We start from the raw sequence: 16,551 nt of genomic DNA, 5'->3' as shown, positions 1-16,551 counted from the left end.
GGGTGGGTTCCTTCTCTACTCGCCCGGGGTGAGCACAGAGCGTGGTGAGGGTGATGGCGCGCGAAGACCGCTGGTGGCCGCGCTGCGCATCCTCACCCTACCTTTCTGCGCATATGTCAGTGTGTGCTCAAACGAGCGTCCAGGACAAGGTGCGGACGAGAGCATGGGGTGGACGTGCGGCGGGGAGGCCAGCATGCGCTGACCTCCCCGTCGAGTGCTCGTCGCGCCGGTTGTTACTGCTTCGGCGAGGACGGCGAGGTGACCTTGATCGAGCCGTCGATGATCCCGGCCTTGATCTTGTCGATCTCGCCCTGCAGGCCCGAGTCGACCTTCGAGGCGAAGTCGTGGAACGGTGCGAGGCCGACGCCGTCGTTCTTCAGCGTGCCGACGTACGGCGTGCTGTCGAACTTGCCCTTGGCGGCCTGGGTGACCACGTCGTTGGTGGCGGGCTTCATGCCCTTCATGACGGACGTGAGGAGCAGGTCCTTCACGGTGGGGTCGGACTGGTAGACGTCGGCGTCGACGCCGATCATCGCGATCTTCTTGCCCGAGTCGCGGATGGCCTGCGCGGCCGACTGGTAGATCGGGCCGCCGACGGGCATGATGACGTCCGCGTTCTGGTCGATGACGCCCTGAGCGGTGTTCTTCGCGGTCTCGTTGGCGTCGAAGCCACCGGTGAAGGAGCCGTTCTGCTTGTCGACGTCCCAGCCGACGACCTTGACGTTCTTGCCCTTCTGCTGGTTGAAGTACTTCACGCCGTCCGCGTAGCCGTCCATGAAGATGGTGACGGTCGGGATCTGCATGCCGCCGAAGGTGCCGACGATGCCGGTCTTCGAGTAGCTCGCCGCTGCGTAGCCGGCCAGGAAGGCGGCCTGCGCGGTGTCGAAGATGATCGGCTTGACGTTCTTCGCGGTGATCGAGCTGTCGTCGATGATGGCGAAGGAGACGTCCGGGTTCGCTGCAGCGGCCTTCTTGGTGGCGTCGGCGAGCAGGAAGCCGACGGTCACGATGAGGTTGCAGTTGGCGTCGACCATGCTCTGGATGTTCGGAGCGAAGTCGTTCTCGCTCTTCGACTCGGCCTTGTTGTACTTGACACCGAGGGTGCCCGCGGCCTGCTGGAGGCCCTCGTAGCCGAGCTGGTTGAACGAGTGGTCGTCGAATCCGCCCGAGTCGGAGACCATGCAGGGCAGGAATTTGCTGTTCGCGGCGCCGGTCGTCGAGGTCGACGACGGGGCAGCCGAGCACGCGGCGAGCAGCGCGACGACGCCGGTCACCGCAAGGCCGACGAGGCCGGCCTTACGAGCTGTGATTGTCAAGGTTGTCCTCCAAGATGCAGGCCGCCTCGGGTGCCGGACGGCCACTGTATGCAGTGCACGTTACCGAATGTGACGAACGGCTCTGATCGAAAATCCGGCTTCTTCATGTAAGCGTTACAAACGCGCGCGCCGTTGGCGACTGCTCATTTGAGCAGGCGGCCCGCTACATCCACCCGCGCTTCTTGAAGACCACGTACAACAGCGTGCTCAACCCCACCATCGCGAGCACCGCCAGCGGGTACCCGAGCGGCCATGCCAGCTCCGGCATGTTGTGGAAGTTCATCCCGTAGATGCCGGCGATCAGGGTGGGTGCGAAGAGGATCGCCGCCCAGGAGGAGATCTTCTTGACCTCCTCGCCCTGGCGGTGCGTGGAGTGCGCCAGCCGGGTCATCTCCTCGTTCTGGCGTTCGGAGACGAGCGTCGAGTTCACCGTCAGGATGTCGCGCAGCAGGTAGCGGAAGCCGTCCACCCGCTCGTTCACCTGCGTGAGGTGGTCGGCCACGTCGCGCAGGCGCCGCTCCAGCTCCTCGGTGACGCCGTACTTCGCCGAGCCGCGCTCCAGGGCAACCATGACCGACGACAGCGGATGCGTCGCCCGCTGGAAGTCGATGACCTCCCGCGACAGCTCGTAGATGCGCCGGGAGACCAGCACGTCGCCGCCGAAGACCTGCGTCTCGATCTCGTCGATGTCGTTGGCGAGCCCGGCGACGACCGGGCTGTACGCGTCCACGACGGCGTCGATGATCGCGTAGAGGATGGCCTGCGGGCCGAGCGCGAGGAGGTCGCGCTCCCGCTCCATCCGGTGACGCACCGTCGACAGGTCGGGCGACTCGCTGTGCCGCACCGTGATGACGAAGTTCGGCCCGACGAAGAGGTGCAGCTCGCCGAAGTCGACCTCCTCCGGCACGTCCAGGTAGCTGGCCGCCTTCAGCACGACGAACAGCACGGAGTCGTACCGTTCCAGCTTGGGTCGCTGGTGGGCGACGATCGCGTCCTCGATCGCCAGCGGGTGGAGGCTGAACTCCTCCGCCAGCGACATCAGCTCCTGCTCGGTCGGCCGGTACAGCCCGATCCAGGCGACGCCGCCCGGGGTGTCGTCGAGCGCGCGGTAGGTCTCGGCCAGGGTGCGCGGCGAGGCGACCCGCACGCCGTCCGCGTAGATCGCGCTGTCCACCATGCTGGAGCGGGCCGTGCGCTGCGGCTCGGTGAGGACGGGCGCAGGCGAACTGGGAGGATCGACCCGCCGGGCTCGGGACACGAAGGGCATCGGGATGCCGCGTCGGTTCAGGTTCGCCAAGGTTCACCTCCTGGTGCGCGGAAAACGTGAGGTGGCCCGTGCAACGCCCGGCGACCCGGGCGGCAGCGCCACCTAACTGTACGCGCGCAGCCCGCCGGTGCGCTGGGCCCCACCGCGGCGGACCTCGGTGCAGGCGTCGAGGATGACCTGCTCGTAGTGCCCGACGAGCTCGGAGCAGAGCACGTCCCAGCCGCGGCCGAGCACGCGCCGGCGGCCGGCCTCCCCCATCCGCAGGCGCAGCGGCGCGTCGGTGGCGAGCATGGACACGGCGGCGCGCAGTCCGCGGTCGTCGGCCGGAGGGAACAGGAGCCCGTCGACACCGTGCTCGACCAGGTCGATCGGGCCGCCGGCGCGCGGCGCGACCACCGGGAGTCCGGAGGCGTGCGCCTCCTGGACCGTCTGCCCGAAGGTCTCCTCCGAGCCGGTGTGGGCGAACACGTCGAAGGCCGCGTACGCGGCGGCGAGCTCGGCGCCCCCGAGCCGGCCGAGCCAGGTGGTGGGGACGCCGTGCAGCTGCCGCTCGACGGCCTCCCGCGCCGGCCCGTCCCCGACGATCGCGACCGATACCCCCGGCAGCCCGCGCAGCACCCGCAACCGCTCGACCTGCTTCTCCGGCGCGATCCGGCCGACGTAGCCGACGACGACCTCCCCGTCCGGCGAGAGCCGCTCGCGCAGGGCGACGGCGTCGGCCGTGCGCCGGTTGTTCGGGTGATACCGCTCCAGGTCCACGCCGCGCCCCCAGCGGGCAAGCCGGCGGACCCCGGCCTGGCGGAGGTCGTACTCGCTGGCCGACGAGGGGACGAGGGTGACATCGGCGCCCTCGTGCACCCAGCGAACGTACTTCCAGGCGATGGCGGCGGTCATCCCGAGCCCGTTGCGCCGCGCGAACCCGGCGACGTCGGTCTGGTAGACGGCGACGGAGGGCACGCCGACACGGTTGGCGGCGGCGATGGCCTGCGCCCCCAGGAAGAAAGGAGAGGCCGCATGCAGCACATCCGGCTCGAACCTGGCGAGGATGCGCTGCACCTGCGGGCTGGGCAGCCCGACCGGGAACTGCCGGTACGCGATGGACGGCACCTGGTGGATGCGGTACCCCGCATACTCCTCCGGCGCCCCGGCCTCCGGACAGATCACGATCGCTTCATGGCCCTCCGCGGCCAGATGATCGAGCACCCGGAGGACGCTGTTGGTCACCCCGTTCACTGTGGGGAGGAAACTCTCGCTGACGACGGCGACCCGCATGAGGCCAGTGTCGCGTCGGGGAATGTCCCGACTGTGAACAGGAGGTGTCCGGAACCGCTCGGTATCCTTTCGTCATGACTTCTCCTGGCGCGCTCGACCGGTTCTACAGCATCATCCCGGCGGGCGGGATCGGCTCCCGGCTGTGGCCGCTGTCGCGGGCGGACGCCCCCAAGTTCCTGCACGACCTGACCGGGTCGGGGCAGACACTGCTGCGGAACACCTGGGATCGCCTCGCCCCGATCTCCGGCGAGCAGCGGATCATGGTCGTCACCGGGCGCGCACACCGGGCCGCCGTGGAGGCGCAGCTTCCGGCCCTGGCCGACTCCAACGTGGTCCTCGAGTCGGAGCCACGCGACTCCACCGCCGCCATCGGGCTGGCCGCGGCCATCCTGCAGCGCCGCGAGCCCGGTGTCATCATCGGGTCGTTCGCCGCCGACCACGTCATCCGCAACCACCGGCTGTTCGCCTCCACCGTGAAGGAGGCCGTCGCCGCCGCCGACGCCGGCTACATCACGACCATCGGCATCAAGCCGACCGAGCCCGCCGTCGGGTTCGGCTACATCCGCTGCGGCGACGAGCTGACCGTGACCGGCGCCCCGAGCGCGCTCGAGGTCAGGGCGTTCGTGGAGAAGCCCGACCTGCCGACCGCCGAGAGCTACCTCGACAGCGGCTCGTACCTCTGGAACGCGGGCATGTTCATCGCGCGCGCCGACCTGCTCCTGGAGGAGATCGGCCGCACCAAGCCGGCCCTGCTCGCCGGGCTGCTGGAGCTCGCGGAGGCCTGGGACGACCCGGCCACCCGCGGCCCCGCCGTCGACCGGATCTGGCCGAACCTGGAGAAGATCGCGATCGACTACTCCGTCGCCGAGCCCGCGGCGGCCGCCGGCCGGCTCGCGGTCATCCCCGGCTACTTCGACTGGGACGACATCGGCGACTTCGCCTCCCTCTCCAAGCTGAACTCCGGCGGCCGCACCACGGACCTCGCCATCCTCGGCGAGAACGCCCGCGTGCTCGCCGACGCATCCAGCGGCATCGTCGTCACCCAGACCAAGCGCGTCATCAGCCTGATCGGCGTGAAGGACATCGTCATCGTCGACACGCCCGACGCCCTGCTGGTCACGACGACGGACAACGCCCAGCGGGTGAAGTCGGTGGTGGACGCACTGAAGGTCACGGGCTCGACGGACGTGCTCTGAGGCGCGGGCGACCCCCATTTATCTCGACGTCGAGATAACCAAGGTCACCCTAAGCAGCGCGCACGCGCTCCGCGGCATAGACTTGCGACGCGCTTCGTGCGCCATCTTTCCGCGATCGCAACCAGGGAGGGTTGTTCGTGCCAGAGCAAGCGGCAGGGACCCTGCAACCGACGAAGTCGAGGCCGGGCGGCACGCTGTACCGCGGCCGTGAGGGCATGTGGTCGTGGGTGCTTCACCGCATCACCGGCGTCGCCATCTTCTTCTTCCTTCTCGTCCACATCCTCGACACCTCGCTCGTCCGGGTCAGCCCCGAGGCGTACAACGCGGTGATCGGCACCTACAAGAACCCGATCATGGGATTCGGGGAGATGGCGCTCGTCGCGGCGATCATCTTCCACGCCTTCAACGGCATCCGGATCATCCTGATCGACTTCTGGAGCAAGGGCGTCAAGTACCAGAAGGTCATGTTCTGGATCGTCATCGCACTCTGGGTGATCCTCATGGCCGGCTTCGTCCCGACGCAGCTCATTCACATCTTCTCGGAGGTGAACTGACGTGACGACCATCGAGGCTCCGCGCTCGCCGGCCCGTCCGGCCCGCAAGGGCGTCAACTGGGAGAAGTGGGGCTGGATCTACATGCGGGCCTCCGGCCTCGTGCTGGTGATCCTCATCTTCGGCCACCTGCTGATCAACCTCGTCCTCGGCGCGGGCGTCAAGCAGATCGACTTCGCCTTCGTCGCCGGCAAGTACGCGACGCCGTTCTGGCAGGTCTGGGACCTGCTCATGCTCTGGCTCGCGCTCATCCACGGCGGCAACGGCATGCGCACGCTGATCAACGACTACGCGCACAACGTCATGGTCAACCGCATCCTCAAGTGGGCGGTCCTGGCGGCGGTCGTCGTGCTCATCGTGCTCGGCACGCTCGTGATCTTCACCTTCGACCCGTGCCCGGCGGGAGCCCACGCGGCCGACCTGCCTTCGTTCTGCCCGGCCAAGTGATTGACGGAAACCAAAGCTGTGACAACTGAAACCACTGAATCCACCGTCATCGACGGCGTCCACTATCACGAGTTCGACATCGTCATCGTCGGCGCAGGCGGCGCCGGCATGCGTGCCGCGATCGAAGCCGGCCCGCACGCGAAGACCGCGGTGATCTCGAAGCTCTACCCCACCCGCTCCCACACCGGCGCGGCGCAGGGCGGCATGGCCGCGGCGCTCGCCAACGTGGAGGAGGACAGCTGGGAGTGGCACACCTTCGACACCGTCAAGGGCGGCGACTACCTCGTCGACCAGGACGCGGCGGAGATCCTCGCCAAGGAGGCCATCGACGCGGTCATCGACCTCGAGAACATGGGCCTGCCGTTCAACCGCACGCCCGAGGGCAAGATCGACCAGCGGCGCTTCGGCGGCCACACCCGCGACCACGGCAAGGCCCCGGTCCGCCGGGCCTGCTACGCGGCCGACCGCACGGGCCACATGATCCTGCAGACGCTGTTCCAGAACTGCGTCAAGCTCGGCATCAACTTCTTCAACGAGTTCTACGTCCTCGACGTCATCATGAACGAGGTCGACGGCGTCGACCAGCCCGCGGGCGTCGTCGCGTACGAGCTGGCGACCGGCGAGCTGCACGTCTTCCACTCCAAGGCGATCGTGTTCGCGACCGGCGGCTTCGGCAAGATCTACAAGACGACCTCCAACGCCCACACCCTCACCGGTGACGGAGTCGGGATCATCTGGCGCAAGAAGCTCCCGCTGGAGGACATGGAGTTCTTCCAGTTCCACCCGACCGGCCTCGCCGGCCTCGGCATCCTCCTCACCGAGGGCGCCCGCGGTGAGGGCGCGATCCTCCGCAACGCCTCGGGCGAGCGGTTCATGGAGCGCTACGCCCCGACCATCAAGGACCTTGCGCCGCGCGACATCGTCGCCCGCTGCATGGTCCAGGAGGTCGCGGAGGGCCGCGGCGCAGGCCCGCACAAGGACTACGTCCTGCTCGACTGCACCCACCTGGGCGCGGAGGTGCTGGAGACCAAGCTCCCCGACATCACCGAGTTCGCCCGCACCTATCTGGGCGTGGACCCGGTCGTGGAGCCCGTCCCGGTCATGCCGACGGCGCACTACGCGATGGGCGGCATCCCGACCAACAACAACGCCGAGGTGCTGCGCGACAACACCACCGTCGTCCCCGGCCTCTACGCCGCCGGCGAGTGCGCGTGCGTGTCGGTGCACGGCTCCAACCGCCTCGGCACCAACTCGCTGCTCGACATCAACGTGTTCGGCAAGCGCGCGGGCAACAACGCGGTCGAGTACGTCAAGACCGCCACGGCCGTCCCGCTGCCCGAGGACCCGGCCAAGGCCGTCCGAGACATGATCGCCGGGCTCCGCAACGGCACGGGCACCGAGCGCATCGCCGCCATCCGCAAGGAGCTGCAGGACGAGATGGACCGGAACGCCCAGGTGTTCCGCACCGACGAGTCGCTCGAGCAGGTCACCGGCACCATCCACCGCCTGCGCGAGCGCTACAAGAACATCGTGGTGCAGGACAAGGGCAAGCGCTTCAACACCGACCTCCTGGAGGCCGTCGAACTGGGCTTCCTGCTCGACCTGGCCGAGGTCGTCGTGTTCTCCGCCCGCAACCGCAAGGAGTCGCGCGGCGGACACATGCGCGACGACTACCCCAAGCGCGACGACGAGAACTACATGCAGCACACGATGGCCTACCTCACCGGCGACCCGCACTCCGCCGACGCGGCCGACCACATCACGCTCGATTGGAAGCCGGTCGTCGTGACCCGCTACCAGCCGATGGAGAGGAAGTACTGATGTCCAGCGCCGTGCTCGAGACTCCCCCGGCCCCCGAGGCCCCCATCCAGTCGTTCACCGTGACGCTCATCATCCGCCGGTTCGACCCGGACGTGGACACCGAGCCGCGCTGGCAGGACTTCGACGTCGAGATGTTCCCGACCGACCGCATCCTCGACGCCCTCCACAAGATCAAGTGGGAGCAGGACGGCTCGCTGACGTTCCGCCGCTCGTGCGCCCACGGCATCTGCGGCTCGGACGCGATGCGCATCAACGGCCGCAACCGCCTCGCCTGCAAGACGCTGATCAAGGACCTGGACATCTCCAAGCCGATCTACGTCGAGGCGATCAAGGGCCTGCCGCTGGAGAAGGACCTCATCGTCGACATGGAGCCGTTCTTCGCGAGCTACCGCGAGGTGCAGCCGTTCCTGGTCGCCAACTCGAAGCCGGAGAAGGGCAAGGAGCGCGTCCAGTCGGTCGCCGACCGCGCCCGCTTCGACGACACCACCAAGTGCATCCTGTGCGCCGCGTGCACGTCGTCCTGCCCGGTGTTCTGGACCGACGGCCAGTACTTCGGCCCGGCCGCGATCGTCAACGCCCACCGCTTCATCTTCGACTCGCGCGACGACAACTCGCAGGTGCGGCTCGACATCCTCAACGACAAGGAGGGCGTCTGGCGCTGCCGCACGACCTTCAACTGCACCGACGCCTGCCCCCGTGGCATCCAGGTGACCCAGGCCATCGCCGAGGTCAAGCAGGCCATCATGCGCGGCAAGGCCTGAGCTTCCGCTCGAACGACCAAGGCGCCCCCGGGGAAACCCGGGGGCGCCTTGGTCGTCTCACCGCGTACGTCACGGAACGCACTGCCGACGCGCCGAAGGCGCCCTGGTAACCAGGGCGCCTTCGGACGCTGTTATTACTTGTACCAGTAGTCGACGACGAAGCCGATCTTCGTCACAGCGCCGTCCGGGCGCGCGACCGTGGTCACGATCTCGACCTTGCCGACGGAGCCCTTCGGGAGCGAGGCCGGCAGGAAGGCGTAGACGTTGCCGTCGGTCGTTGCGTTGCCGAACGAGTCGCGGCTCGGCCAGAAGGGGACCAAGGGCTGGGCCGACCCCCCGACCAGTCCGGGACCACTGATCGTCGATGCACCGAGCCGCAGACCGATGCCGTGACCCACCTGTTGTGCCACGCCGTTCACGGTCAGGCTGATCACATTGGCCTCCGTGCGGACAGCGAGATCCGGGAAGCTGTCGGGGAAGGCGCCCGAGTATGCCGGCACCTTGAACGGCGCAGTCTTGAAGTTGTCCGTGAAGGTCGAGTGGGCCTGCAGGGAGACCCTCAGGTCGAGCCACGCTTTTCCGAGCATCGCCGCGGTCACGATGAGAGGGGTGCTCGCCGCCGGGTGGAACCAGCGCACCGCCTTGTCCCGTCCCGCGGTCGCCGCCGACGTGCTCGCGACCCAGGTGTTCGCGATCGGAAGCATCCCGTACCCGGCCTCGATGACGCCCGGCGCGTTCAGCGAGAGCTGCGTCGTCGCGGCGGTGTACGACGGGTAGTTCGAGCTCTGGACCGAGAGCTGGATGGGCATGGTGGTCGACGTCACGTTGCGGACCTTCATCGTGAACGTGTCGCCCGTCACCACCGGCTGCTGGGACACCGCGTAGTCGGCGCGGGCGACGTCGGCCACGAGAGCGATGCCGGCCGGGACGGACGTGCCGTCCGCGGGTACGAGGACTCCCGAGATCTCGACTTCGCCGTCCCGGGGCAGCAGGTAGAGCTCGTGGTCGAAGTTGATCTCGCCGCTCGCCACGGGGACAGGGGCGCCGATCGGGTTCACCGTGGTCGTGCCCGGCGTGTACGCCGGGTAGTTCGAGGACGACAGCTTCAGCGTCGCGCCTGGTGTCGCGTTCGCAAAGGCCTGCAGCGTCATCGTGAACGTGTTGCCTGAGACAACCGGCTGGGAGGCGTACCAGCCCGTCGCCCCGGGGAAGGTCCTGCCGAACTCGATATCGGCGGGAACTTTCTGCCCCGTGATGGGGACCAGCGTTCCGGTGATCGTGATGATTCCGGGGGCCGGAACGTCATACGAGGGCTCGTCGAACAGGATCATCGCGACCTTGTTCTCTGTGGAGGTCGCGAATGCCGGCGAGGCGGCCGAGAGGGCGATCGCGGGAGCAGCCCAGGCGGCCGTCTTTGCGACCGTCCGTCGGCTGACGGTCTTGGAGTTGGGTTTGGAGTCGAGCATTTCATTCATAGAAGAAGGGGCCTTTTCATGGAACAAGGTAAGATGTTTCACGCCAATCTTAGCTGATCGTTCCGCCAACGTCCAAACGGCGGCGTCAGGCCCCGCGGGACGGAGGGTCCCGGCGGTGCGGGCCGAGTCGATATCCTTGCCGCGTGGCCAGGAAGTCGCGAAGCGGGGAGGGCACGGTGACGGCGCAGCCCGATCCGGCGCTGCAGCGCGCCGAGGGCACCGTCGAACCGGAGGAGACGCTGAAGGAGCGCATCCTCGACGCGACCGAACCGCTCAAGGAGCGGCTCGAGAAACCCGTCGCCCGGGTCTCCCGCTGGGCCAAGTGGGTGCAGGCCCTGCGTCCGTACCGGGTCTACATCAACTTCTCGCACTCCGACGGCAACCTCCGCGCCGCCGGGATGGGCTTCCAGTCCCTCTTCGCCGTGTTCGCGGCCGTCTGGCTCGGCTTCTCGGCGGCGGGCGTCTGGCTCAGCGGCAACAACGACATCTACGAGTCACTGGTCGAGATCATCAACCGGGCGATCCCCGGGCTCATCTCGACCGCCACCACGCCGGGAGTCATCAACTCCGAGCAGCTCGAGTCGGCGACGGCCTTCGGCTGGTCGGGCATCGTCGCGGCGGTGAGCCTGCTCTGGACGGCGATCGGCTGGCTCTACTACACCCGCCAGGCGGTGCGCGCGGTCTTCGGGCTCAGTCGCGACACGACCAACTACGTGCTGCAGAAGATCCGCGACCTCTTCCTGGCCCTCGGGTTCGGGCTGGTGCTCGTGTTCTCGGCGCTGATCTCGATCGTCAGCACGCAGGCGCTGACGTTCTTCTTCCAACTCATCGGGCTCAGTTCCGACACATTCTGGACGGATGCGCTCACCCGCTTCTCCGGGCTGCTCATCTCGGTGATCCTCAACATCTTCACCCTCGGCGCGATGTTCCGCGTGATGGCGCGGGTCTCCATCCCCTGGCGGAACCTCTTCTTCGGCGTGCTGCTCGGCTCGTGCGTGCTCGCGGGGCTGAGCGCGCTCGGCGGCCTCCTGCTGACGGGCGCCTCGAAGAACCCGCTGCTGGCCACCTTCGCGGTGTTCGTCGGTCTGCTGATCTGGTTCAACCTGGTCTCGCGCGTCATCCTGCTGTCGGCCTCCTGGATCGCGGTCGGGATGTTCGACAGCGGGATCTCACCGCGGATGATCACGCCGGAGCAGGCCGCCGCGGAGCGCGCGGCCGCCGAATACGAGGCGCGGGTGCTGGTCGCGAAGGCCGAGCTCGAGACCGCGAGGGACGAGCTGGCGCACGCGCGGTTCCTCGCCCGGCTGGGCGCCCAGCGCCGGGTCGAGCGGGCCGAGCACCGGCTCAACGACCTCCTCGACGACAGCGGCGTCGGCGCACGGCAGTAGCGCGCCGACGCCGCTGTCGAGGAAGAGTCCTCGACAGCTACGCGGGCAGGAAGTACGTCGAGTACTGCGACTGGGCGATCTGCTTCACCGGACCGATACCGGGGACACGCAGCGGGGTCTTGATGGCCCCCCGCACGCCCGTACCGGTCTCGTAGTTGCCGTTGTAGCCCCAGCCGTACACGCTGCCATCGGTGAGGCGCGCGTGGCCGGTCTGGAGCCCCCAGGAGAGTTCGGTCACATCCGTCAGACCGGGATCGACGGGGACTTTGGGATTCGTGGTCGACCCGTTGCCGAGGTTGTAGTAGGCCGCGTAGCCCCAGAGCCGGCAGGTGGCGTCGGTGAGGACGACGCCGACGTTCCAGTAGTTGGAGTAGACCGCCGTCGCGCCGCTGAGCGAGGTGACCCGGGTCGGGACGTAGCGGTGCGAGGTCGTTCCGTCGCCGATCTGGGCCTCTCCGTTGCGGCCCCACGACCACACGGTGCCGTCGTCGAGGACGGCCGACGCGCCGTCGTTCCGGCCCGCGACATCGACCACGAGGCGATCGGCCGGGAATCCCGTCACCCGCGTCGGGGTGGTGGCGCGGTGGACGGTGGTGATGCCGTCCGCGAGGCTGCCATACCGGCCGTACCCCCAGTTCCAGAGCGTCCCGTCTTCGAGGAGGGCGTGCATGTTGTAATGGCCGCCTGCCAGCTTCTTCACCGGGCCGAGATTCGGAATGCGGACCGGAGCCTCCCGGAACGTGCCGTTGGTCGTCCCATCGGCGAACTGGCCCTCCAGGTTGTAGCCCCAGCCCCAGACCTCACCGCTCCTCGTCAGCGCGAACATCGCATAGTACGTGCCTTCGAGTTGGACGATGTCCTTCGGCATGCTCGCGAACGGCACCGGGATCGGCTGGGTCTTGCGCACCGCCTGGGTGCGGTAGTAGTCGGAGCCCCAGCTCCACACGGTCCCGGACGCGTCGAGAGCGAAGCCCGCACGGTACAGTCCGGCGCCGAGCAGGGTGACGTCGCTCGCAGACGACGGCATCGCGACAGCGGCCGGAACCGGATTGTTGGTCTTGCTGCCCGAGCCCAACGCGGACGTGCCGCGGTAACCGGCGGAGAAGGGCACCGTCGTGGTCATGAAGGCGAAGATCCGGATGTAGGTCTCCGCCGTCGCGGTCTCGACGGCGCCGTCGCGCGTGACCACGGCGGTCGCGGTGACACGGAGGACTCCGACACCCTCGCCCGCGTGGATGACCGCAGGGGTGGCCTGTCCCTCGGCCGACGACATGACGGTGTTCGCCGGCGGGCCGTCGAGACGGCCGAAAGCGGCGACGACATCCACGCCGTCGGACGTGTCGTCACCCTCGGTCTCCGACCCCTCGGTGTCTTCGATCGGCGCGATCTCGAAGGTGACGGCGGCGTTCGCCACGGGCCCGCTCGCGTCCCAGACCTTCGCAGCGACGACGGGGGAGCTGAACTGGCCGCCTGGCGTCGTGGTGTAGAACGGCTGGGTGAACTCGACCGTCAGGACGGTCACGGGGGTGGAGACGGCGAAGGCGGGAGAGGCGACCGTCAGCGCGATGGCGGGCGCCGCCCACGCGGCGCCCTTGACGATCGTGCGACGGGAGGGGGCCGCCGGGGGCTTCAAGGGTTCATTCATTCGTGTCACTCCTTTGTTTCGCTGAACGTTGTGCTGCTGCTTTCGCTCCGTTAATGTATCAATCTCAGATGTCACTGGCATCCCTCTGGAGTCTGATTCCCCGAAATCGCCGGGCGGTGCGCCCGGTAGGCTGGAGGCATGCCCTCGAAACCCCTGCGCATCGCGACGGTGAACGTCAACGGCATCCGTGCCGCCTTCCGCAAGGGCATGGGGGCGTGGCTCGACAGCCGGGAGGTCGACATCCTCGCGCTGCAGGAGGTGCGCGCGTCCTCCGAAGACCTCCAGGGGCTCCTCGGCGACGAGTGGGACATCGTGCACGACCCCGCCACCGCCAAGGGGCGCGCGGGCGTCGCGATCGCCAGCCGGCATCCGCGGGCGGAGATCCACCGGGTCGAGCTCGGCTCCCCCGACTTCGACAGCGCGGGCCGCTGGCTGGAGGCCGACTACGAAGTCGGTTCGACGGTGATCACTGTCGTGAGCGCCTACGTGCACTCGGGCGAGGCCGGCACCGAGAAGCAGGAGGCCAAGTACGCCTTCCTCGACGCGATGGAGGCCCGCCTCCCGAAGCTCGTGAAGCACAGCGAGCACGCCGTCGTGATGGGCGACCTCAACGTGGGCCACCGGAAACTCGACATCCGCAACTGGAAGGGCAACGTCAAGAAGGCGGGGTTCCTCCCCGAGGAGCGCGCGTACTTCGACCGCATCCTGGGCGCGGAGGACGACGCACGCTACAACGACGGCGCCGGGCTCGGCTGGGTCGACGTGGGCCGCAAGGCGGCGGGCGAGGTCGACGGCCCGTACACCTGGTGGTCGTGGCGCGGGCAGGCCTTCGACAACGACACCGGCTGGCGCATCGACTACCAGCTCGCCTCCCCCGCGCTGGCGGCGACGGTGGAGAACTACGCGGTGGACCGTGCGGCCGCCTACGACGAGCGATGGTCGGACCACACCCCCGTGGTCGTCGACTACGCCGTCTAGCATCCGCACCCCTCTCGACCCGAAAGCAGTGACATGAGCACACTCCCCCGCCTGTACTCCGGCATGCAGCCGTCGGCGGACTCCCTCCACCTCGGCAACTTCGTCGGCGCCCTCCTGCAGTGGAAGGAGCTGCAGAGCAACCACGACGCGTTCTTCTCGGTCGTCGACCTGCACGCGATCACCGTCGCGCAGGACCCGGTCGAGCTGCGCGAGAAGACCCGCCGCACGGCCGCGCAGTACATCGCCGCGGGCATCGACCCGTCGGCCTCCACCCTGTACGTGCAGTCGCACGTCCCCGCCCACGCGCAGCTCGCCTGGCTGCTGAACACGATCACCGGGTTCGGCGAGGCCTCCCGGATGACCCAGTTCAAGGACAAGTCGGCCAAGCAGGGCGCGGACGCGACCTCGGTCGGGCTGTTCGCGTACCCGGTGCTGATGGCCGCCGACATCCTGCTGTTCGACGCCGAGGTGGTGCCGGTCGGCGACGACCAGCGCCAGCACGTCGAGCTGACCCGCGACCTCGCCGAGCGCTTCAACAGCCGGTTCGGCGAGACGTTCGTCGTGCCGCAGGCGATGATCCTCAAGGACGGCGCGCGCATCTACGACCTCCAGAACCCGGAGTCGAAGATGTCGAAGTCCGCCGAGTCGGGCGCCGGCATCGTCTGGATGCTCGACGAGCCGGACGTGACACGCAAGAAGATCATGCGCGCGGTCACCGACACCGACGGCGTCGTGTCCTTCGACCGCGCGGGCAAGCCGGGCATCTCCAACCTGCTGAGCATCTACTCCGCCTTCACCGGCCGCGCTGTGGCCGACATCGAGCTGGAGTACGACGGCAAGGGCTACGGCGACTTCAAGAAGGGCCTCGTGGAGGTCGTTGTGGAGACGTTCGGCCCGATCCGGGAGCGCGCGCTCGACCTGCTCTCCGACCCGGCCGAGCTCGACCGCATCCTCGCGGGCAACGCCGAGCGCGCGAGCGAGGTGGCCGAGCGGACCCTGGCGAAGGCCTACAACGCGATCGGCCTGCTGCGACGGGCGCACTGATGCCTCCGGCCCCGGTGGAGCTGGCGGGCGGCCCTGTCGTCCTGTCGGCGCCGGTGGAGGCCGACGTCGACCGGATCGCGGAGTTCTGCTGCGATCCGGAGGTCGCCGCCTGGACCACCGTCCCCTCCCCGTACGACCGCGCCGACGCGGAGCGGTTCGTGACTGGGATCGTCCCGGACGGCTGGGCGAGCGGGCGGGAGTGCACCTGGGCGCTGCGCGACGCGGAGACGCGCCTCCTGCACGGGATGATCGGGCTGCACCACCTCGACGACGGCGAGGGCGAGATCGGCTACTGGCTGTCCGCGGGCGCGCGCGGGCACGGCTGGATGGCCGCCGCACTCGACCTGGTGCTCGACTACGCGTTCGACGCGTCGGCGGGGCTGGGACTCCAGCGCGTCGTCTGGCACGCGTTCGCGGGCAATGTCGCGAGCGCGGCTGTCGCCCAGCGGGCCGGCTTCCAGTGGGAGGGCGTCGCCCGGCTCGGCGTGACGCACCGGGGCGTCCGGCGCGACGACTGGCAGGCCGCGCTCCTGCCCGCCGACCCGCGGCGGCCGGCGGACGGATGGCCGGCGTTCACGTCCGTGCTGGCAGTGCGATGACCGGCCCGCGGGTCGTTCTCTTCGACCTCGACGACACCCTGTTCGCCCATCGCGCCGCGGTGTCGGCGGGCATCCAGCGCTATGCGGGCCTGCTCGGCGAGCCGTACGGCACGATGGAGGCCGCCGAGCTGACCACGCTCTGGCACGACCTGGAGGAGGAGCACTACCACTCCTACCTCGCGGGCCGGCTCGACTTCGAGGGTCAGCGGCGGGCGCGCGCCCGCGACTTCGCCGCCCGGCACGGCGTCGAGCTGAGCGACGCCGAGGCGAGCGCCTGGTTCGCGGACTACTTCGAGCACTACGTCGCGGCCTGGTCGCTGCACGACGACGCCCTCCCCTGCCTGGACGCGCTGGAGGCCGCGCTCCCGGGCGTGCGGTTCGGGCTCATCACCAACGGCGACCTCGCCTTCCAGCGCCGCAAGGTGGAGGCTGTCGGCCTCGACACCCGCATGGAGCACCTGATCGCATCCGGCGAGGTCGGCGTCGCGAAGCCGGCCCCGCGCATCTTCGAGCACGCCTGCTCCGTGTTCGGCGTCCGGCCGGCCGACGCGGCCTACGTCGGCGACCGCCTCCGCACCGACGCGATCGGCGCCGCCGCCGCCGGCCTGACCGGCGTATGGCTCAACCGCCGAGGCGACGTCCCCACGCCCGACGACGCGGCCGAGGCCGCCCGCGTCCACGTCATCGAGCTCCGCTCGCTGACAGCCGTCCCGAACGCGCTCACCGCCGGAACGAACTGACAGGACACGCCGCCTGGCGCGTGCGCCAGGCGGCGTGTCCTGTCAGTTAG

General features: G+C 68.8%; 15 protein-coding genes. 10 read left to right on the top strand and 5 right to left on the bottom strand.

All coding sequences use genetic code 11. The annotated features are described in order from the left end of the window. Positions 1-233: 233 nt before the first annotated feature. The 3 genes from ACFRFH_RS13940 to ACFRFH_RS13930 form a co-directional block, all read right to left on the bottom strand. On the bottom strand, positions 234-1,316 hold the full coding sequence (locus tag ACFRFH_RS13940; protein WP_382463599.1) for a BMP family protein: 1,083 nt from the start codon (positions 1,314-1,316) through the stop codon (positions 234-236). Positions 1,317-1,479: 163 nt separating this feature from the next. Continuing rightward, entirely contained in the window at positions 1,480-2,613 is a 1,134-nt protein-coding gene (locus ACFRFH_RS13935; protein WP_382463598.1) for a magnesium and cobalt transport protein CorA, read from the bottom strand. Between the two features lie 72 nt (positions 2,614-2,685). Continuing rightward, a complete protein-coding gene (locus ACFRFH_RS13930; protein ID WP_382463597.1) occupies positions 2,686-3,855 on the bottom strand; it encodes a glycosyltransferase family 4 protein in 1,170 nt (389 codons plus the stop codon). A gap of 74 nt (positions 3,856-3,929) precedes the next feature. Between ACFRFH_RS13930 and ACFRFH_RS13925 the strand changes: the two genes are divergently transcribed. The 5 genes from ACFRFH_RS13925 to ACFRFH_RS13905 all read left to right on the top strand — a co-directional run bounded on the left by ACFRFH_RS13925 (position 3,930) and on the right by ACFRFH_RS13905 (position 8,632). Beyond that, positions 3,930-5,051 (top strand): mannose-1-phosphate guanylyltransferase, encoded by a 1,122-nt coding sequence (locus tag ACFRFH_RS13925; RefSeq protein WP_382463596.1) that lies wholly within the window; start codon positions 3,930-3,932, stop codon positions 5,049-5,051. Between the two features lie 137 nt (positions 5,052-5,188). Further along, positions 5,189-5,605: a succinate dehydrogenase, cytochrome b556 subunit gene (sdhC, locus tag ACFRFH_RS13920; RefSeq protein ID WP_179607700.1), complete on the top strand. Its 417-nt coding sequence runs from the start codon at positions 5,189-5,191 to the stop codon at positions 5,603-5,605. 1 nt (position 5,606) lies between these two features. Further along, positions 5,607-6,050 carry a succinate dehydrogenase hydrophobic membrane anchor subunit gene (locus ACFRFH_RS13915; protein ID WP_370056507.1) on the top strand — a complete coding sequence of 148 codons (444 nt, stop codon included), beginning with the start codon at positions 5,607-5,609 and terminating at the stop codon, positions 6,048-6,050. Between the two features lie 18 nt (positions 6,051-6,068). Further along, positions 6,069-7,871, top strand: a complete 1,803-nt coding sequence (gene sdhA / locus ACFRFH_RS13910) for a succinate dehydrogenase flavoprotein subunit (protein WP_382463595.1) — start codon at positions 6,069-6,071, stop codon at positions 7,869-7,871. Then, on the top strand, positions 7,871-8,632 hold the full coding sequence (locus tag ACFRFH_RS13905) for a succinate dehydrogenase iron-sulfur subunit (protein WP_382463594.1): 762 nt from the start codon (positions 7,871-7,873) through the stop codon (positions 8,630-8,632). The genes sdhA and ACFRFH_RS13905 overlap by 1 nt, the downstream gene beginning before the upstream one ends. Before the next feature lie 134 nt (positions 8,633-8,766). On the opposite strand, the gene ACFRFH_RS13900 is transcribed toward ACFRFH_RS13905, so the two are convergent. Then, positions 8,767-10,098: a hypothetical protein gene (locus ACFRFH_RS13900; protein WP_382463593.1), complete on the bottom strand. Its 1,332-nt coding sequence runs from the start codon at positions 10,096-10,098 to the stop codon at positions 8,767-8,769. A 152-nt stretch (positions 10,099-10,250) separates the two neighbouring features. Between ACFRFH_RS13900 and ACFRFH_RS13895 the strand changes: the two genes are divergently transcribed. Continuing rightward, the gene (locus tag ACFRFH_RS13895) at positions 10,251-11,495 is read left to right on the top strand and encodes a YihY/virulence factor BrkB family protein (protein ID WP_382463592.1); all 1,245 of its coding nucleotides are present in this window, start codon (positions 10,251-10,253) and stop codon (positions 11,493-11,495) included. Positions 11,496-11,532: 37 nt separating this feature from the next. On the opposite strand, the gene ACFRFH_RS13890 is transcribed toward ACFRFH_RS13895, so the two are convergent. Continuing rightward, on the bottom strand, positions 11,533-13,140 hold the full coding sequence (locus ACFRFH_RS13890; protein WP_382463591.1) for an RCC1 domain-containing protein: 1,608 nt from the start codon (positions 13,138-13,140) through the stop codon (positions 11,533-11,535). A 138-nt stretch (positions 13,141-13,278) separates the two neighbouring features. Between ACFRFH_RS13890 and ACFRFH_RS13885 the strand changes: the two genes are divergently transcribed. Genes ACFRFH_RS13885 through ACFRFH_RS13870 form a run of 4 tightly spaced genes read left to right on the top strand, consistent with a single transcriptional unit; the run spans position 13,279 to position 16,501 of the window. Next, positions 13,279-14,118 carry an exodeoxyribonuclease III gene (locus tag ACFRFH_RS13885; protein ID WP_382463590.1) on the top strand — a complete coding sequence of 280 codons (840 nt, stop codon included), beginning with the start codon at positions 13,279-13,281 and terminating at the stop codon, positions 14,116-14,118. Positions 14,119-14,151: 33 nt separating this feature from the next. Next, complete coding sequence (gene trpS / locus ACFRFH_RS13880) at positions 14,152-15,162, top strand: tryptophan--tRNA ligase (RefSeq protein WP_382463589.1); 1,011 nt, start codon at positions 14,152-14,154, stop codon at positions 15,160-15,162. Then, positions 15,162-15,761: a GNAT family N-acetyltransferase gene (locus ACFRFH_RS13875; RefSeq protein ID WP_382463588.1), complete on the top strand. Its 600-nt coding sequence runs from the start codon at positions 15,162-15,164 to the stop codon at positions 15,759-15,761. The genes trpS and ACFRFH_RS13875 overlap by 1 nt, the downstream gene beginning before the upstream one ends. After that, positions 15,758-16,501: an HAD family hydrolase gene (locus tag ACFRFH_RS13870; RefSeq protein ID WP_382463587.1), complete on the top strand. Its 744-nt coding sequence runs from the start codon at positions 15,758-15,760 to the stop codon at positions 16,499-16,501. Before ACFRFH_RS13875 ends, ACFRFH_RS13870 begins: the two co-directional genes overlap by 4 nt. The last annotated feature ends 50 nt before the right edge of the window (positions 16,502-16,551 follow it).

The organism is Leifsonia sp. NPDC056824 (assembly GCF_042789575.1).
Taxonomy (GTDB): Bacteria; Actinomycetota; Actinomycetes; order Actinomycetales; family Microbacteriaceae; genus Leifsonia.
This window is presented reverse-complemented; position numbering and strand designations above follow the sequence as displayed.